Raw genomic sequence first — 16,800 nt, 5'->3', positions numbered from 1 at the left:
GAACCGTCCCGTGACCAGCACACTCGTTCAGCGACGCCGGCTGGCGGTAGGCCCGGCGCCATCACGGTCATGTTGCTGGCGGTCGGCCGGGACCCGGCGCCGCGTCCCGTTAGGCTCGCCGACATGCCGTACAGCACTTCGACGTCGCGCGTAGTCGGCGGCGATGTCATCGAAGGGCGGCAACGCCTCATCTTCGTCAACAAAGGTGATCACTACGCACTCAGCACGCTCGGCGTTTTCGCGGACGGCGTCGTCCTCTGGCGATACGGTTCAACTGATCTCGACGGCCTTCGCGCTGTGTTCGACGATGGAACGCTGACCCTGACGCCACCCGAGGGCTCTTCGCTGATCATCAGCGGCACGGCGAGAGGATCCGTGCCGGCACTGGAGTCGTGGCTGACTCCGGAGCTGGTGATCGGCGAACTCGCCGACGAGGTGGACCTTCTCAACAACCGGCCGGATTCCTCCCGGCGCTGCTGGAACGCACTGCTGGTGTACGCCGCGGAGCCGACCGGGGCAAACCTGGAAATCGTTCGCGCGCTGTATCACGCGGTGCCCGAACACCGCCGGATCTACATGCTCGGTGACATGGACCAGAACGACGTCCCGGTCCGGATCCTGCTCGCTGAAGTGGGTGAGACGATCCAGGCCAGGCGCTCAGGCCACATGCTCACGGTGACCCCCGAGGCCCGGAAGCAGGCGCTCGACTATTTCCGCAGGAGCGAGGCTGGTATCGCCAAAGCCCGGACACAGCAGGTGGCGGACGGACCGGAGACAACCGTCCCGCTGACCATCGGCGGGCACGTCTATCCGCATGGCTGGCCGGACCCTGCGGGCCTCGAGGTCCTGCAGATCGACTATCCGGCGGCGGTGATACACGGCGGCCGGGAGTACGCGAGCGTCATGCACGCCTACTGGGCGCTGTCCACTGATGACGCCGAATGGCGCGATCGGATCGCCACGGCCGTCCGTGGCCTCGACGCCCGGGCTGTCGGCGAGGAGGCACCCCGGCGGGCAGGCTGGCCGGCGGCGCGGCTGAGCGTGATGGCCTCGCTGCTGCGGGACAAGTTCGAGCGCCATCCGGCGATGGCGGAAACGCTGCTGGGCACGGGTGACGCCCGGCTGCTCTACAACGACTGGGCTTCGAAATATTGGAGTTCGAGCGGCACCAACTGGATTGGACGGCTGCTGGAACTCGTCCGGTCGGAACTGACTCACCGATAACCGGTCCCGCCGAAAGGGATCACCGGCCCGTGAACGGTCCGGGCCGGTGATCAGGAGACAGTGTTGCGGGTCAGCGGCCCTGCAGGCGCTTCACGTTGTCGCCGAAGGTCCAGCCCTTCGACCCGTCCCAGTTCGCCGACCAGGTCATCAGGCCCTTGATGCCGGGGACACTGTTGTACGCCTGGGTGACCAGCGACGTCGACATGTAGCCGCCACCGGCACCGGACTGCGCGGGCAGGCCCGGAACCTGCTTGTCGTACGGCACGCGGATGGTGGTGCCCTGGATGGTGAGGCCGTTGTTCAGGCACTGCGTCTGCACCGTGAAGCCCTGCACGGTGCCGGCGGGGTACGAGTCGCCGGCGCAGCCGTACATGCTGCCGTTGTAGTACTGCATGTTCAGCCACCAGAGCCGGCCGTTGTCCACGTACTTCTTGATGATCGGCAGGTACGAGCCCCAGATCGAGCCGTAGACCACACTGCCGCCGGTGACGTAGGCCGTCTCCGGTGCCATGGTCAGGCCGAAGTTCGAGGGCATCCGGGCCAGCACCCCGTCGATGATCCGGATCAGATTGGCCTGCGACGTCGACAGGGTGTTGATGTTGCCGCTACCGGTCAGGCCGGTCTCGATGTCGATGTCGATGCCGTCGAAGTGGTAGGCCGTCAGGATCGGCACGATCGTCGCGATGAACCGGTCGGCGACCGCGGTGGAGCTCAGGTCGATGCCCGCGGCGGCCCCGCCGATCGACATCAGGATCGTGGCGCCGGCGGCTTTGGCCTGGCACATCTCGGCCGGGGTGGCCACCTTCACGCCGGCGTCCATGCCGTTCTCCCAGAGGACCGTGCCGTCTGAGCGGATCACCGGGAATGCCGCGTTGATCACGTTGTAGCCGTGCTGGTTGAGCCGGCTGTCGGTGATCGGGATCCAGCCGAGTCCGGGGTGGACACCGTTCGAGGCGCCGTCCCAGTTCTCCCAGTAGCCCTGCAACACCTTGCCGGTGGGCCGCGACTTCACCGCGCAGGTCCCGCCGGTTGGCGGCGGCGTGGTGGGGGGAGGTGTGGTCGGAGGCGGCGTGGTGGGCGGCGCGGTCGTCGGTGGTGGCGTGGTGGGCGGCGGAGTGCTTCCCGAGCACGCGCCCAGGTCACGCCACAGCGACGGGGTCGCGGCGGGGTTCCAGCCGGCGCCGGGGTACGCGGTGTGGGTGACCAGAGCCTGGTAGAGCCGGCCACCGTAGGTGACCTGGGTGCCTGCCTGGTAGGTGGTGCCCTCGGCCCAGGCCGGCGCGGTGCAGGCGACCAGCGCGACGGCGTTGGCCGAGGGCACGGCCGCCATGCTGCTGGGGACGAAGGCGACGGCGGCCGTGACGGTCATCGCCGCCCCGGCCACCACTGCGAAAATCCGACGGCTTCTCATGGCTCACTCTCCGGCTTCGGCGACCCGTGACCTCCACATATTGACGTTCGTGCGGCTTAATAGCAAGGGTTGTTTACAGATAGCGGGCGGGTCGTCGCCGACGCCGGCGGCTCCGGGGCGCCCAGCCGTGTCCGGGGCCGCCGAGGGGACCGGTGCCCGGGTGCCGCGGCGACCGCCTCGACAGGCGGTGGCGACTGTCGTGCTGGATACTTCCCCGATGGCCAATCCTGACCTCGATCCGGACGTCTATCCACCCCTCGATCCTCGCGAGCCCGTTCCGGAGACCGCCGAAGAGCTGCTTCCCGGTACGTCGAACGAACTGCCGGCCGCGCCGACTGAACCGATGCCCGACGACGGCGAGCCCGGAGGCGTACCCGAGCCGGCGTGACAGTCGTCCGGCAGCGCTGTCCGACCCCTAGGCGGGGGTCAGCGTGTAGACCCAGGTGATCTCGGCGTTGCGGGACCCCGCGCATGGTCGCCGACCGAGGCGTGAGATACGTTGGCGATCATCGATACGTGGCGGGATCGTCGACGTATGACAGGCGTGTTCCCGTCCTCGCTGATCCGCCGCCTACTGCCGGGTCTGCTGGCCGCCGTCGTGGTGTCGACGGCGGTGCTCACCACCGCGATCAGCGCCGCTCCGGCAGCCGACGCCGGGGCCGCGCCGCCGGCCGCGTACCCCGGAATCGTCCCGGCCCCCGGCGGGCCCGCGGCGCCGACGCCAACCACGGCGCCCAGTACGCCGAGCACCTCGCCCTTCCCGCCGAGCGCGCCCACGAACCTGACCGCCAGCGAGGTCCGGACCGGGTCGGTCACCCTCACCTGGACGGCCGCCAGGCCGGGCTGTTGCGCCGTCACCGGCTACGACATCACGTACTACCAGGCGTTCGACGACGTCATCTACAGCGCCAGCGTCGGGGCCGTCACCACCACCACGATCAGCAACTACCTCCGGCCGGGCAAGCAGTACTCGTTCCGGGTGGCCGCCCGGGACAGCCTGGGACACCGCTCGGCCTCGACAGACGCGCTGACCGTGGTCACCCCGGTGACGGACACCGGCCCGGACACCACCCCGCCGAGCGCCCCGCAGAACCTGGCCGTCGGCGAGGTGACCGCCTCGACCGCCACGCTGTCCTGGTCGCCGTCGACGGACAACGTCGGCGTGCTCGGGTACAACGTCTACCAGTTCGACGGCTGGTTCACCTCGACGCTGATCGCCACCGTGCCGGGAACGACGTACACGGCGTCGCTACCCCCGTCGACGCCGCTTCGCAACCTGTTCTACGTACGGGCCCGGGACGCGGTGGGCAACGTGTCGATCGCGTCCAACACGGTCGCCCTGCCCACGACGTCCACTCCGCCGCCCCCACCGCCCTCGACCTGCCGGGTCACCTACCGGAACCAGTCCGAGTGGCACGGCGGCTTCGTGGCCACGGTGACGGTCCAGAACGCCGGGGCGGCACCGGTCGACGGCTGGATCGTCACCTTCAGCTTCCCGGGAGACCAGCAGGTCACCTCGGGGTGGAACGCCACGGTCGGCCAGACCGGCGCCACCGTGACCGCCCGTAACGTCGACTGGAATCGCGTCCTCGCGCCGAACGGCTCGGCGAGCTTCGGCGTCCAGGGGCGGTGGAGCACCAGCGACGCGCCGCCGACCAGCTTCTCGTTGAACGGCGCTCCCTGCGCGGTGGGCTGAGCGCGTCCCCATTGGAGGATTCTCGTGAGCACACCCCACCGCCGCCGCAGAGCACTGCCCGGGGCTGTCACGGCCGGCATCCTCGCCGCCTCGACCACATTCGGCGGTACGACAGCGCCGGCCTCCGCCGCGAACACGCTCAGCATGCGGGGCGCCGACGTCTCCTCGTTGCAGCGCAGCCTGGATCTGGGCGCCAGGTACTACGACGCCGGCGGTGTCGCCCGCGACCCACTGGACATCCTGAAGTCCGTCGGCGTCAACTACGTCCGACTGCGCGTCTGGAACAACCCGATCAGCGGCTACAACAACAAGAGCAAGGTCTTGGCCCAGGCGAGGGCGGCCAGGGCGAAGGGCCTCAAAGTGCTCATCGACTTCCACTACTCCGACACCTGGGCCGACCCCGGCAAGCAGTACAAGCCGGCCGCCTGGGTCGGCCACAGCCTGAGTCAACTGCGCACCGACGTCTACACCTTCACCTACGACGTCTGCTCCAGCCTCCGAGGGCAGGGCACCCCACCGGACAGTGTGCAGATCGGCAACGAGATCAACGTCGGGATGCTGTGGGACGAGGGCAAGGTCGTCAACAACGACTTCGCCCCGCTGGCCGGCTTGCTCAAGCAGGGCTACAACGCGACCAAGGCGTGCGGCAGCGGCATCCCGGTGATGATCCACACCGCCGACGCCGACAGCAACGCCAACGCGCGATGGTTCTACGACGGCATCCGCGCCCAGGGTGTGCAGTGGGACATCACGGCCCTGTCGTACTACTGCATGTGGCACGGGACCCTGGCGAACCTCTACAACAACATCGTCGACCTGCGCGGCCGCTACGGGAAGCCGGTGGTGATCGTGGAGACCGCGTACCCCTTCACCCGGAACAACGCGGACAGCGAGCCGAACGCCATCGGCGACGCGACCTGTGACGGCATCAGCGCGACCTGGTCCGGGCAGGCCCGGGAGTTCGACTGGGTCCAGAACACGGCCCGCAACGCGGGAGCCGTCGGCGTCTTCTACTGGGAGCCGACCTGGTACGCCGTCAAGGGCAACGGCTGGGATCCGGCCAACATCAACGGCACCGGAAACCAGTGGGACAACATGGCCGTCTTCGACTGGTCCGGGCGGGTGAACCCGGGCGTGCGCTGGACGCCCTGACCCGTCGCCCGACGCGCGCGACCGCGGTCAGGATCGCTTGCGGAATGGGGCGAGGACGGCGCGGATCTGGTCGGCCGCGCCCCAGTCGTCGTCGAACTGGGCCAGCACGGCGAGGTGTTGCCGCAGCTGGATGATCGGCATGCGGGCCTGCCAGCCGCTGTCGAGCGAGGTCAGTTCCGCGTAGACCTCGAACATCCGTCGCGCCTCGGGCGGAGGCGAGGTGGACCACACGTGGGCGAGGTCGACCTCGGCCCACACGTACGACACGGCTGGATCGATCAGCGCAGGCTGCCCGTCCGGAGTGGCCAGGATGTTCTGTACCCACAGGTCGCCGTGCGTCAGGCAGGCCGGCCGGTCCGGCAGCAGGTCGGGCAGCCGGTGACACAACCGCTCCAGCGCCGTCCGGTCGCCCGCGTCCAGTGCCGCCTCGACGCGCGGCTGCCCGAGCCACCGAAGCAGCCGGTGCTGTGCGAAGAAGGCGTAGCCGTCGTCATTCCAGGTATTGATCTGGCGGCGACGGCCCAGCCAGTTGTCGTGGTGCCAGCCGAAGCGAGGATGGGTCGTGCTCATGTGCATGCGCGCGAGGACGTGCGCGAACTGCTCCCAGAAGACCTCGCTGCGCGGCCTCGGCCCCAGCATCGACAACACGAGCAGTTCCTGGTCCGCCAGGATCACCTCGGGTGTCGCCACACCCCCGAGATCGCGGAGGGCGGCCAGCCCTTCGGCCTCCGCGACGAAGACGTCGTCGGCCGGAGCGTCGGCGAAGGCCTTGACGAACACCGGCGGCGCGTCCCGGCGGGTGGCGATGCCCGCGAGCGCCGCGATCCCGCCCGTCACCGGTTCCACCGCGACGACGTCGCGCATCCTGGGCCGGAGCAGGCGCTCCAGCAGACCCGTCGTCGAGCGCATCAGGTCCGACTCCTCGGGTGCGGCGGTTCACGTCGCGCGCAATCCTAGGTGGCGGATGCCGGCCTCCCGAACGATCGACGATCGACGATCGTCTTCCGGCCCGCTTCCGCCGACGGGTCAGGGTGTCAGGCCGGCCTGGATCGCCAGGATTGCGGCGCCCACACGGTCGCGGCTGCCGGTCTTGGCCAGCACATTGGTGACGTGGGTCTTGACGGTGCTCATCGAGAGGAAGAGGCGCTCGGCGATCTCGTTGTTGTTGAGCCCGGCACCGATCAGGGCGAGCACGTCGGCCTCCCGCGGGGTCAGCTGGTAGACCGCCAGGTCCACGCGGGTGGCCGGCCCGGTCGCGCGTACCCGGTCGAGAACGGCGCCGGTGACCTCGGCGGAGAGGATCGCCTCGCCGGCGGCGACGGTGCGTACCGCGGCGATCAGGTCGGCTGCGCTGCACCGCTTGAGGAGGAACCCGCGCGCGCCGGAGGCGATGGCGTCCAGGACGTAGGCGTCGTCGTCGAAGGTGGTCACGACGATCACGGCCGGGGCGTGCGGGATCGCGGCCAGCTCGCGGGTGGCCTGCAGACCGTCGAGCACCGGCATGCGGATGTCCACGAGGGCGACGTCGATGCGGGGGTCGCGACGCACGGCGTCGAGGAACTGCCGGCCGTCGGCCGCCTCGGCGGCGACATGGATGTCGGGTTGGGACCGCAGGATCAGGCCGAAGCCGTCGCGGACCAGCTGCTGGTCGTCGACGATCGCTACCCGGATCACGGGTTCGCCACCGGCAGGGTGACCTGCACCAGGGTGCCGCCGCCGGGTCGCCGCGTCAGCTCCCAGCTTCCACCGCGCGCCCGCACGCGCTCCTCGATGCCCAGCAGGCCCGAACCGCGCCTGGGGGTCTGGGGCGGCCCGACGCCGTCGTCGCTGACCCGTAGACGGGCGTGGTCGCCGACGCGGACCAGTTCGATCCAGGCCGCTGTGGCCTTCGCGTGGCGGGCGATATTGGTGAGGGCCTCCTGGGCGATGCGGTAGGCGGTCAACACGCCGATCTCGTCCAGACCCGGCTCCGGGTCCACACGTACCCGTACCGCCACGCCCTGCTGGCGCAGCGGCTGCGCGAGCAGCTCGTCGATGTCGGACAGGCGGGGCGGCGCGCTCACCGCGATCGCCGCGTGCGGATCGCGCAGGTGCACGACGAGCGTGTCCAGTTCGCTCAGCGCGGTGCGGCCGCTGCCCGCGATCGCCCGCAGCGCCGCCCCCGGGTCGGCGCTGAGCTGGCCCGCCTCGGCCTGGACCACCATCGCGGTGACGTGGTGGCCGACCACGTCATGCAGCTCGCGGGCCAGGTTGGTGCGCTGCTCGAGCCAGGCCGCCTGGCCGCGCAGGTCGTCCGCCTCCCGGGTGAGCGCGCGGCCGCGGGACCACGACCGCAACAGGATCGCCAGGACATAGCCGGCCGTCACGAAGACGAACGGCTGCTCGTACATTCCTCGCCCGGTGAGCAGCGCGGTGGTGAGGGCGCCGGCCGCGCCGAGCAGGCCAGCCAGCCACCCCAGCCACGGACGCCGGGCTGGGTCTTCGCAGCTGGAGAGGAACACGAGGCAGGCGGCCGCGAGGCCCAACTGCACCGACTCCCCGGTGCTCACGATCGCCACGAACCCGGCACAGGCCGCGAAGACCAGGGCGCGGTAGCGGGGCCGCAGCGCCGTGGCGCCGAGGCCGACCGGCACCACCAGCCACGCCCAGCCCGCCGGCACGGACAGGCCCCCCTCGGCGGTCGTGATCACGAGAGCGATGATCAACCCCGCCAAGGCGTACGCCAGCCCGCGCACCCGCTCGGGGTCACGCAACCATTCCCGGATGTCGGTCATCACCTCAACAGTCTCCGCGACCAGCTCGGAGACTGACCAGTACCTCGGTACCAGATCGGGCGGCACCCCGGTGCTGCCCCGGCGAGCGGATCGGCACCACGGCACGTTCCGCCGAGAGGCGCACCGCATGACGCTTCTGGGGTGACTCTCGTCGACTCCCGCGCCGCCAGCAGTGTCGGCCCTCTCCGCACGGTTCCCAACTACATCACCGCCGTCCGCACGGTCGCCGCGGTCACCGTCGGGATCGCCGCGCTCGTCGCGGGATCGGTGGCATTTATGGCGGTAGCGTATGGCATCTACTGGATCGGGGACATGCTCGACGGCTGGGCTGCCCGGCGGCTCGGACAGGAGACCCGGGCGGGGGCCGTCCTCGACATCGTCAGCGATCGCGCGTGCACCGCCGTACTCTGCGTGGGCCTGGTCTCCCTCGTGCCCGACGTCGCGGTCGTGGCCCTGGTGTTCCTGCTGTCGTTCCTGGTGCTGGACACCATGCTGTCGCTGGCGTTCCTGTGCTGGCCGGTGCTCAGCCCCAACTACTTCCACCTGGTCGACCGCCGGGTGTGGGCGTGGAACTGGTCTCCGGTGGCCAAGGCCGCCAACACCGCCGGGGTCGTCGGGGCCATCGCGTTCGGGCAGTACCGGCTCGCGCTGGCCGTCGCCGTCGCCGTCGTCGTGGTCAAGCTGTGGTCGGTCGCCGCGGTGGCCCGGCTGCTCGACCGGGACGGCCACGCGTGAGCAGCCTCGCCGAGGCGGTCGCGGGGCTCGGTTACGGTCTCGCTTCGGCCCTCGTTCCGGTCGTCAACGCCGAGGCGTACGCGGTGGTCGCCGGGCACCGTGGCGGCCACGTTGTCGTCGCCGTGCTCGCCCTGGCGCTCGGGCAGACCGCCGGCAAGCTGCTCCTGTTCGAATCCGCGGATCGCGGAACGGGGCGGCTGGCCCGCCGGCTCAGGAGACAACGCGGGTCAGGTCGTACGGCGGCCCGAGCGGCCCGGTGGACCGGGCCGATCCGGCGTTGGCTCTCGCGCCGCCGCACCGCCCTTCCGACCGTGCTGGTCTCCGCGGCGGTCGGGGTCCCACCGCTGGCCGTGGTCAGCTTCGCCGCCGGCACCGCGGGCCTGCGCCACTGGGAGTTCGCCGTCGCCTGCCTTCTCGGGCGCGTGATCCGATTCGCCCTCCTCGTCCTGCCGGCGACGCTGGCCTGACCCCCGCCGCCGGGGGAGCGGCGACGAACACGACGGCTCACCCGTGCCCGCCGACACGCTCGCGACACTGCCGGTCGCTCATTCCCAGGGCGGGAGATGTCGGCCCACATATGCACGGGCCCGCGGGATCGGGTCACGCCAGTACCCGTCGGGCATGCGGTGGTGGTGCTCGGCGCAGAATTCGGCGAGATCGGTGCTGATCGGGACGCGTTCGAGCGGGTGGCCCTCGAAGGCCGCGTTGACCGCCAGGACCTGCTGCTCCGGGTTCCAGCCCGAATGGTCGAACGCCCAGCCGCCCCAGACCGCGTACGTGTGGAAGACCGGCAACTCGCCCGCCAGGCGCACCGCCGCCACCTCGATCGACCGGTCCGGGTAGGTGTCTCGACAGACCCAGGCGAGGATGTGGCAGGCCCCGGCGGCGAAGAAGGCCTGGTCGGTCCGTTCCCACGCGACGCGCTGGTCTGATCGCTCGATCGCCGTCCGGCGAAAGGCTCCTGCTGCCTCCACCACGCGCACGCTAGTGGGTGACCCGCGGCCTCCGCTCACCCCGCCCAACGTCGTCCGCCGCGAGTCACTCGGCGAGGCGGATCGCCAGTGGGCCACGCCGTCCCAGTGCCCACACAATGAGTGCGAAGCAGCAGAGTCCCATTCCCGTGATGGTGACCGCTGTCCAGCCGCCCGCGGCCCAGAGCGTGGTCGCGGCGGCGGAGCCGATGGCGGCGCCGACGAAGTTGCCGGTCGCCAGTGCCGTGTTGAGCCGGCTGCGGGCCTCGTGGGAGAGGGCGAACAGTCGCGCCCGGTTGAGGAGGGCCTGCGTCTGGAGAGCGACATCGATCATGATGATCGCGATGATGAGCAGCGCGACGGACCGGCCGGCGAACGCCGCGACGACGAAGGCGCCGAGGGCCAGTGTCCACGCCACCCCGGTGGCCGGAAGCGACCAACCACGGTCGTGCAGACGACCGCCGCGCAGGCCGGAGAGGACACCGGCGAGGCCGGCCAGTCCGAACATCCCGATCACCGCTACCGGGTATCGGAACGGTGGGCCGCTGAGCAGGAACGTCAGCGCCGTCCAGAACAGCGAGAACGCGGCGAACCCGGTGGCGGCCAGGACCAGCGTCCAGCGGGCCGCTCGCTCGCGCAGGACCACCGCGCCGACCGAGGCGATGAGCTGCGGGTATGGCAGGCGGGTGCGCGGCGCCAGCGGTGGAATCGCGCGGTACAGCAGGACCGCGAGCAGAACGGAGACGACGGCGGCGAGGGCGAAGGTCGTACGCCAGCCGGCGGCACCGGCGACGAACCCGCTGATCGTACGGGAGGCGAGGATGCCGCTGAGGGTCCCGGATCCGACGACACCGACGATCCGACCGCGGTGGGCGTCGCCGGCCAGGTCCCCGGCCAGCGGCGTGAGGACCTGCCCGGAAATCGTCGTGACGCCGAGGACGGTCAGTGCGAGCAGGAGCACACCGAACGACGGTGCCAGCGCGCACAGCAGCAACGCGGCGGCCGAGGCCACCAGCAGCACCGGGACGAACCGGCGGCGGTCCAGGACGTCGCCGAGCGGCACGAGCAGCAGTACGCCGACGGCGTACCCGGTCTGCGTCGCGGTGACGAGCCAGCCGGCCGTCGCGGTGGCGGCGCGGAGGTCGCCGGCGATGAAGCTGAGCAGCGGCTGCGCCCAGTACAGGTTGGCGATCGCCGCTCCCGCTGCCAACGCGAGCAGGAACGTCAGCCGGCGACTCATCTCGGGCGGCGGTGCCGTGCCGGACGCTGCCACCCCGCCACGCTAGTGGATTACGGCTTGCGGCGGAGTTCGCGCAGCACGCCGTGACGGCGCACGGCCCACGCGAGGCGCCGGACGCTCGGGTGCCACACGAACAGCACTGCCGCCCGACGGATCAGGCCGAACCGGTTGTCGCTGACCTGGTTCTCCATCGCCTGCCAGATCAGCTCGCGCACCTTGGCGCTGCCCAGGGCCGCCCGTACCTCACGACGTACCGCAGGGTCCTCGGTCGCCGAGGTGATGGCGGCGGCCAGGCCCGGTCGGGCCGCAAGCGGCTCCACCGCCGCGGCGACGAGCGGCCGGCGCACCTCGTCCTGCTCCAACAGCAGCAGCACGGCCTCCCGGATCTCGACCGTCTCCAGGCCGGAGCGCAGCAGGCCCAGCAGGCTGCGCTCGACCTCGCCGTCGTGATCCGGGACGGACAGCGTGGCCAGCAGCACGGACACCTCGTCGAGATCGATGAGGTGCCGCACCCCGCTGCGGAACTCCGGCAGCTCCCATGCGACCTGGAGAGCCCTGACGAGATCGCGGTTCATGCGCCATCCGCTACCCGCAAGCGACCGCCGGCGAAACTCCGGCGGCCGGCCCGGCGGTGCCCGGGGCGGTTGGGGAACTATCGTTCTGGGGTGCACATCCGTTTCGACGTCCCCGCTGATCCCGACTACCCGGGTCGCGTGGCGGCCACGCTCGGCGGCGTCCGGCTGCGCAGGTACAGCTACGTCGGCGCGGTGCTGGCGGCGGTGGGGGCGATCGGTCTGGTCGTCTCGCGGGGGTTCGCGTCCGGCGAGCGGACGGCGCCGCTGTGGATGGCGATGCTCGTGGGCGGCGTGCTGTCGATGCTGTACCTGCCGTGGGTGCGGTGGCGCGCGCGTCGGCGCTCGGGTCGCTACGCGGTCGAGGGCGGCTACGACATCACCGATGACAACATCATGATGCGCAGCGGCTCGGAGTCCGGTGGTATCGCGTGGGACGGCGTCGCCCAGGTGCAGGACACCCCGGATTTCTGGATCGTGTACGTCGGCCGGATGCCGGCGACCGTGATCCCACGGTGGTTGATGTCCGCCGAGGACGCCGAGACGTTGCGAGCCTTCATGGCCGACCGTGGGCTGCTCCGGTAAGGGTGAATGTGGCACCCTTCTCGAGCGGCGAGACCGCCCCGATCAGCACGGTCGGTCCGGGTGAGGTGTACGAGGTGTGGTTCGGCCTGACCCGCCGTGACCTCTTGTTGGCGCCCGTCAGCGTGGTCCTCGTCGCCGTGGGCGTCCTGATGTTCCGCGACGAGCCGTTCGCCGGCATCCTCGCCGCGATGCTCGGCGGCGCGTACCTGCTGCTGCGGCTCATCGCCGTGCTGGGCCGCCGTGTCGCGCTTCGCGTCGACGCGGCCGGGGTCACCCTCGGCCAGGTGCCGCCCTGGCCGTCGTCGCACACCGCTGTGGTGCCGTGGTCCGACATCGAGTCCGTGGTGCTGTGGACGCAGCAGACCGGTGTGGTCACGACTCCGTACGTCGGCCTACGGAGGCGTCGTGGTCTGCCGCCGCTGCCCGGCTCGGCTCGCTCGCGCGGCCTGCGGTGGTTGGTTCAGACAGCGGTCCCGTACGTGCCGCCGGCCGTTCTGGCCGACAGTCGGCCGGCGACCTTCTGGCGGCTGCACCGCCCCAGTCTCGAGGTGGCGGTCCGCCACTTCGCACCCGCGGTGGACATCGTCGACCTGGGCTGACCTGATCGAGCGGAGAAGCGTGGGAATCGCTTTCCACGTGGTGTCAACCCTGTCGGGGCGCCCGGCAGCAACCCGCTGATGCGCCAGCCGGCAGCGATGTCGGCCCGGCCACCGAATAACGCGCGGGCGGCGTGATCCCACTCGGAAGCGTGACGCTTGATTCGATAGGAATCTGTCAATAGATTGAGGGCGGGCGCCGCCGAGGTCCGGGCAACCGGGCCGTCGGCGACTGACAGGTCCACCCCGAGCCGGGCACGTCGGTCGTACGCATCGACCAGTCGCTGTGGCGCATCGCCGCGCCGCACCCGGCGCGTTGTCGCGCCGCGTCCGCTCCGGACGCGCGCTGCCGCGCCGATTTCCCCAGCTCGATGGCAGAAGGACTTTTCATGACGATTCTCCGCGCCCGCCCCGCCCCGACCCTGGCGGTCGTCGCCGCGCTGGCCGCCGCCGTGACCGCGACCGGAACGGCCCTGCTCGTCGTCCCCGCCGCGGCCGCCCAGGGTTGCCGGGTCGACTACACGCCCAACCAGTGGCCCGGCGGATTCACCGCCAACATCAAGGTCACCCCCGGCGACAGCGCCGTCTCCAGTTGGACCGTCACCTGGAGGTACGCCGGGGACGAGCGCGTCACGAACGGCTGGAACGCCACGGTCAGCCAGTCCGGATCGACGGTGACCGCGCGCAACATGTCGTACAACGGCAGCATCCCGGCCGGCGGCTCCACCGAGTTCGGCGTGCAGGGCACGTACGGCACCAGTGGCGGCACGCCGACCGGGTTCAGCCTGAACGGCGTGCCGTGCAACGGCGCCGGCCCGACCCCGACGACCGGCGTGCCCACCACGCCCCCGCCGACGACGCCCCCGCCGACCACCCCGCCGCCGACGACCCCGCCGCCGACGACGCCTCCGCCGACCACCCCGCCCCCCACGACGCCTCCGCCCACGACGCCTCCGCCCACCACCCCGCCGCCGGCCGGGTGCGCCGGTGCGGTGCTCTGCGACGGCTTCGAGAACCAGACCGGCGCGACGCCGTCGGGCGACTGGACCGTGGTGAACCCGGACTGTTCGGGCGCCGGCACGGCCACCATCGACACGGCCACCACGCACAGCGGCAGCCGGGCGGTCCGGATCAACGGCGCAGCCGGGTACTGCAACCACGTCTTCATCAGGTCCACCAAGAACCTCAGCAGCGTGGGCAGTGTGCGGTACGGCCGGATCTGGGTACGGCACACCACCGCCCAGCCCACCGACCACACCACGATGATGGCGATGGCCGACGCCGCCGACGGCAACCGGGACCTGCGGATGGGCGGCCAGAACGGCGCCCTGCAGTGGAACCGCGCATCCGACGACGCGACGCTGCCCGAGCAGAGCCCGGCCGGGGTGGCGCAGAGCGTCCCGCTTCCCACCAACCGGTGGGCCTGCCTGGAGTTCATGGTGGACGGCTCGGCCGGTCAGCTGCGTACCTGGCTGGACGGCACGGCCATCGCGGGGCTGACCGCGGACGGAGTACCGACGCACGACATCGACGGTCAGTGGTACAACCGCACCTGGCGTCCGCAGCTCACCGACCTGAAGCTTGGCTGGGAGAGCTACGGCAACGGAGCCGACACCCTCTGGTACGACGACGTCGCGGTCGGGTCCAGCCGGATCGGCTGCTGACCCTGCGAGGTCCGGTAGCTCTGGTCAAGGGTGTGGCCCGCTCGACGTGTCATACCCTTGGCCAGCTCCGACTGCTGCGCCGGTGCTGGTCCCGGCCGCCCGGCGGATCGGGCCGTCCCACCGGCCGAGGGCGCTGTCACAGCGCACCGATAGCCTGCTGCCATGGCGAGCGCCGAACTGGAAGAGTTGATCGTCGCGGACGCCGACGCGCTGCGCGCATGGTTGTCGGAGAACCACGCCACGTCGCCCGGCGTCTGGCTCGCCCTGACCAGGAAGGGCGGCACGGTCACTACGCTGACCTGGCAGCACGCGGTCGACGAGGCGCTGTGTTTCGGCTGGATCGACGGGCAGGCCCGCAAACGGGACGAGCAGACCTCCTGGATCCGGTTCACCCCTCGCCGACCCCGTAGTGTCTGGTCCCAACGCAACGTCGAACACGTCGCCCGGCTGGAGGCGCAGGGACGGATGCTGCCCACCGGCCGCGCCGCGGTGGAGGCCGCGAAGGCCGACGGGCGGTGGGCTGCCGCGTACGCCCCGGCGTCGGAAGCCGAGGTTCCGCCCGACCTGCTCGCCGCCATCGCCGCCGAACCCGCCGCCCAGGCCATGTTCGACGTGCTCACCAAGACCAACCGGTTCGCGCTCATCTACCGCCTCAACGCCGTCAAACGGGCGGAGACCCGCGAGCGCAAGATCGGCGAGTTCGTCGCCATGCTGGCCCGCCACGAGACCATCTCTCCGCAGAAGGCCAGGCCGCCGAGCGCGCCAACCTCGTGATCACGGCGCTCCGCAGGCCCTGACCCGGCGCGTCGTACCTGCCACCGGTCGTCCTCGGGACCGGGCCCGACGGCTACCGGAACGGTCAACTGGCTGTCCACGGCCCCGGGGGCGGCGAAAGGGCCTTCAGTCGGCGCCGTCCACGCGGGCGGCGATGTCGCGCAGGGCGGCGATGTGGGCGCTCAGAGCCGCCCGACCGGCCATGGAGAGGTTGATCCAGGTCCGCGGGCGCTTGCCCACGTAGCCCTTGCGGACCTCGACGTACCCGCCGTCGCTCAACGTCGAGATCCGCTTCGACAGGGCGGAGTCGCTGAGCTCCACGGCGTCGCGGACGAACGCGAACTCGGGCGGTGGCGCGTGGCCTGGCCGTCACGTCGCTGCGGGAGGTCGCAGTCGGGCGGGAGACGACCGAGCCGGAGGTCGACGCTGTCCACCCTGCGGTCAAGCAGCTCGAAACCGTGACCCGCTGGCGGCGCCCCGCAGCTCAGGCGGAGGAGCGCAGGCGCGAACCCGAGGCGTCGACGGTCTGCCGCGTGCAGTGCACGGTGACGCCGGTCAGCCGGATGCTTCCCAACGCCTCGGGGATGCGCGGATCGGTGGCGAGATGGCCGTTGCTGACGTCGAGCCCGAGCATCGACCGCAGAAGCAGCAGAGGGGCGCCGCTGGCCCAGGCCTGGGGATTGCAAGCGGTGGGGTAGGGCACGGGCCGTCGTCCGAACGATCGGTCGTACCCGGAGAACGCCTCGGGCAGGCGGTAGTCGAAGTGGGCCGCCGCATCGAGCATCGCCATCGCGATGCGGTTGGCCGCATCCCGGTGGCCGTACCGGGCGAGCCCGGCGGCGATGATCGAATTGTCGTGCGGCCACACGGTGCCGAGGTGGTAGCCGATGGGGTTGTACCCCACGTCCTCGGTGGACAGGGTCCGGACACCCCACCCGGAGAACATCGCGTCGGACATCAACTGCCGAGTCACCGCGGCGGCACGATCGGGCGGGACGATTCCGCTCCACAACAGGTGGCCCATGTTCGAGGTCATCGAATCGATGGGCCGCTTGTCGGCGTCGAGGCCGATCGCGTAGTAGCCGCCGCGCGTCGGCAGCCAGTAGTCGCGGTTGAACCGCTCGCGCAGATCGGCGGCCTCGCCACGCAGGCGTCGCGCCAACGGAGGGTCGGCCCACGGTCCGTCGGCGAGTTCCGCGGCGCGGAGCTTGGCGTCGTAGGTGTAGCCCTGGAGCTCGCAGGTGGCGACCGGCAGGTCGGGGAGCCTGCTGTCGACGAACTGCACACCGTCCGGTGAGTCGCGCCAACACTGAGCCCTTTTCATCCTGCGTAGCGGTTGGCTTCGACGCGGTGGAGAACGAGGATGGCCTGCACGATCGTGGTCGCTCGGCGTGGGCAGCAGCGCA

The 16,800-nt window shown here is 71.0% G+C and carries 18 protein-coding genes and 2 pseudogenes; 10 read left to right on the top strand and 10 right to left on the bottom strand.

Annotated elements, in window-relative coordinates; genetic code table 11:
• The first annotated feature begins 123 nt into the window (after positions 1-123).
• The gene (locus tag ABZT87_RS30270) at positions 124-1,224 is read left to right on the top strand and encodes an NADAR family protein (protein ID WP_355068510.1); all 1,101 of its coding nucleotides are present in this window, start codon (positions 124-126) and stop codon (positions 1,222-1,224) included.
• A gap of 70 nt (positions 1,225-1,294) precedes the next feature.
• Here ABZT87_RS30270 and ABZT87_RS30265 read toward each other — a convergent pair whose 3' ends face one another.
• On the bottom strand, positions 1,295-2,635 hold the full coding sequence (locus tag ABZT87_RS30265) for a glycosyl hydrolase family 18 protein (protein ID WP_355068512.1): 1,341 nt from the start codon (positions 2,633-2,635) through the stop codon (positions 1,295-1,297).
• A gap of 217 nt (positions 2,636-2,852) precedes the next feature.
• Between ABZT87_RS30265 and ABZT87_RS30260 the strand changes: the two genes are divergently transcribed.
• The 3 genes from ABZT87_RS30260 to ABZT87_RS30250 all read left to right on the top strand — a co-directional run bounded on the left by ABZT87_RS30260 (position 2,853) and on the right by ABZT87_RS30250 (position 5,483).
• Positions 2,853-3,023 (top strand): hypothetical protein, encoded by a 171-nt coding sequence (locus ABZT87_RS30260; RefSeq protein WP_355139824.1) that lies wholly within the window; start codon positions 2,853-2,855, stop codon positions 3,021-3,023.
• A gap of 147 nt (positions 3,024-3,170) precedes the next feature.
• Positions 3,171-4,331, top strand: coding sequence for a cellulose binding domain-containing protein (locus ABZT87_RS30255; RefSeq protein WP_355139822.1), 1,161 nt, complete (start codon positions 3,171-3,173; stop codon positions 4,329-4,331).
• A gap of 24 nt (positions 4,332-4,355) precedes the next feature.
• On the top strand, positions 4,356-5,483 hold the full coding sequence (locus ABZT87_RS30250; RefSeq protein ID WP_355139820.1) for a glycosyl hydrolase 53 family protein: 1,128 nt from the start codon (positions 4,356-4,358) through the stop codon (positions 5,481-5,483).
• A gap of 27 nt (positions 5,484-5,510) precedes the next feature.
• On the opposite strand, the gene ABZT87_RS30245 is transcribed toward ABZT87_RS30250, so the two are convergent.
• The 3 genes from ABZT87_RS30245 to ABZT87_RS30235 form a co-directional block, all read right to left on the bottom strand.
• Positions 5,511-6,392: a fructosamine kinase family protein gene (locus ABZT87_RS30245; RefSeq protein WP_355139818.1), complete on the bottom strand. Its 882-nt coding sequence runs from the start codon at positions 6,390-6,392 to the stop codon at positions 5,511-5,513.
• A 117-nt stretch (positions 6,393-6,509) separates the two neighbouring features.
• On the bottom strand, positions 6,510-7,157 hold the full coding sequence (locus tag ABZT87_RS30240; protein ID WP_355068519.1) for a response regulator transcription factor: 648 nt from the start codon (positions 7,155-7,157) through the stop codon (positions 6,510-6,512).
• The gene (locus tag ABZT87_RS30235; RefSeq protein ID WP_355139816.1) at positions 7,154-8,257 is read right to left on the bottom strand and encodes a sensor histidine kinase; all 1,104 of its coding nucleotides are present in this window, start codon (positions 8,255-8,257) and stop codon (positions 7,154-7,156) included. The genes ABZT87_RS30240 and ABZT87_RS30235 overlap by 4 nt, the downstream gene beginning before the upstream one ends.
• Positions 8,258-8,398: 141 nt before the next feature.
• On the opposite strand from ABZT87_RS30235, the gene ABZT87_RS30230 reads away from it, so the two are divergent.
• Together ABZT87_RS30230 and ABZT87_RS30225 are read left to right on the top strand one after the other, a co-directional pair.
• Positions 8,399-8,992, top strand: coding sequence for a CDP-alcohol phosphatidyltransferase family protein (locus ABZT87_RS30230; RefSeq protein WP_355139814.1), 594 nt, complete (start codon positions 8,399-8,401; stop codon positions 8,990-8,992).
• Entirely contained in the window at positions 8,989-9,459 is a 471-nt protein-coding gene (locus ABZT87_RS30225) for a VTT domain-containing protein (protein WP_355139812.1), read from the top strand. Before ABZT87_RS30230 ends, ABZT87_RS30225 begins: the two co-directional genes overlap by 4 nt.
• A 78-nt stretch (positions 9,460-9,537) precedes the next feature.
• On the opposite strand, the gene ABZT87_RS30220 is transcribed toward ABZT87_RS30225, so the two are convergent.
• The 3 genes from ABZT87_RS30220 to ABZT87_RS30210 all read right to left on the bottom strand — a co-directional run bounded on the left by ABZT87_RS30220 (position 9,538) and on the right by ABZT87_RS30210 (position 11,778).
• On the bottom strand, positions 9,538-9,966 hold the full coding sequence (locus tag ABZT87_RS30220) for a hypothetical protein (protein ID WP_355139810.1): 429 nt from the start codon (positions 9,964-9,966) through the stop codon (positions 9,538-9,540).
• A 64-nt stretch (positions 9,967-10,030) separates the two neighbouring features.
• Positions 10,031-11,236, bottom strand: a complete 1,206-nt coding sequence (locus tag ABZT87_RS30215; RefSeq protein ID WP_355139808.1) for an MFS transporter — start codon at positions 11,234-11,236, stop codon at positions 10,031-10,033.
• 17 nt (positions 11,237-11,253) lie between these two features.
• Positions 11,254-11,778: a hypothetical protein gene (locus tag ABZT87_RS30210; protein WP_355139806.1), complete on the bottom strand. Its 525-nt coding sequence runs from the start codon at positions 11,776-11,778 to the stop codon at positions 11,254-11,256.
• A 90-nt stretch (positions 11,779-11,868) separates the two neighbouring features.
• Between ABZT87_RS30210 and ABZT87_RS30205 the strand changes: the two genes are divergently transcribed.
• From ABZT87_RS30205 to ABZT87_RS30190, 4 genes are all read left to right on the top strand, one after another.
• Positions 11,869-12,360: a YcxB family protein gene (locus ABZT87_RS30205; protein ID WP_355139804.1), complete on the top strand. Its 492-nt coding sequence runs from the start codon at positions 11,869-11,871 to the stop codon at positions 12,358-12,360.
• 8 nt (positions 12,361-12,368) lie between these two features.
• On the top strand, positions 12,369-12,959 hold the full coding sequence (locus ABZT87_RS30200; protein ID WP_355139802.1) for a hypothetical protein: 591 nt from the start codon (positions 12,369-12,371) through the stop codon (positions 12,957-12,959).
• 386 nt (positions 12,960-13,345) lie between these two features.
• Positions 13,346-14,620 (top strand): cellulose-binding domain-containing protein, encoded by a 1,275-nt coding sequence (locus ABZT87_RS30195; RefSeq protein ID WP_355139800.1) that lies wholly within the window; start codon positions 13,346-13,348, stop codon positions 14,618-14,620.
• A gap of 162 nt (positions 14,621-14,782) precedes the next feature.
• Complete coding sequence (locus tag ABZT87_RS30190; RefSeq protein WP_355139798.1) at positions 14,783-15,394, top strand: YdeI/OmpD-associated family protein; 612 nt, start codon at positions 14,783-14,785, stop codon at positions 15,392-15,394.
• Between the two features lie 126 nt (positions 15,395-15,520).
• On the opposite strand, the pseudogene ABZT87_RS30185 reads toward ABZT87_RS30190, so the two are convergent.
• From ABZT87_RS30185 to ABZT87_RS30175, 3 genes and pseudogenes are all read right to left on the bottom strand, one after another.
• A pseudogene (locus ABZT87_RS30185) lies at positions 15,521-15,727 on the bottom strand (transcriptional regulator); the annotation flags it as partial.
• A 151-nt stretch (positions 15,728-15,878) separates the two neighbouring features.
• Entirely contained in the window at positions 15,879-16,718 is an 840-nt protein-coding gene (locus ABZT87_RS30180; RefSeq protein ID WP_355139796.1) for a hypothetical protein, read from the bottom strand.
• Positions 16,715-16,800, bottom strand: a pseudogene (locus ABZT87_RS30175) (IS5/IS1182 family transposase); the annotation flags it as partial. The gene ABZT87_RS30180 and the pseudogene ABZT87_RS30175, both read right to left, overlap by 4 nt.

Source organism: Micromonospora sp. NPDC005237 (genome assembly GCF_040607775.1).
Lineage (GTDB): Bacteria > Actinomycetota > Actinomycetes > Mycobacteriales > Micromonosporaceae > Micromonospora.
This window is presented reverse-complemented; position numbering and strand designations above follow the sequence as displayed.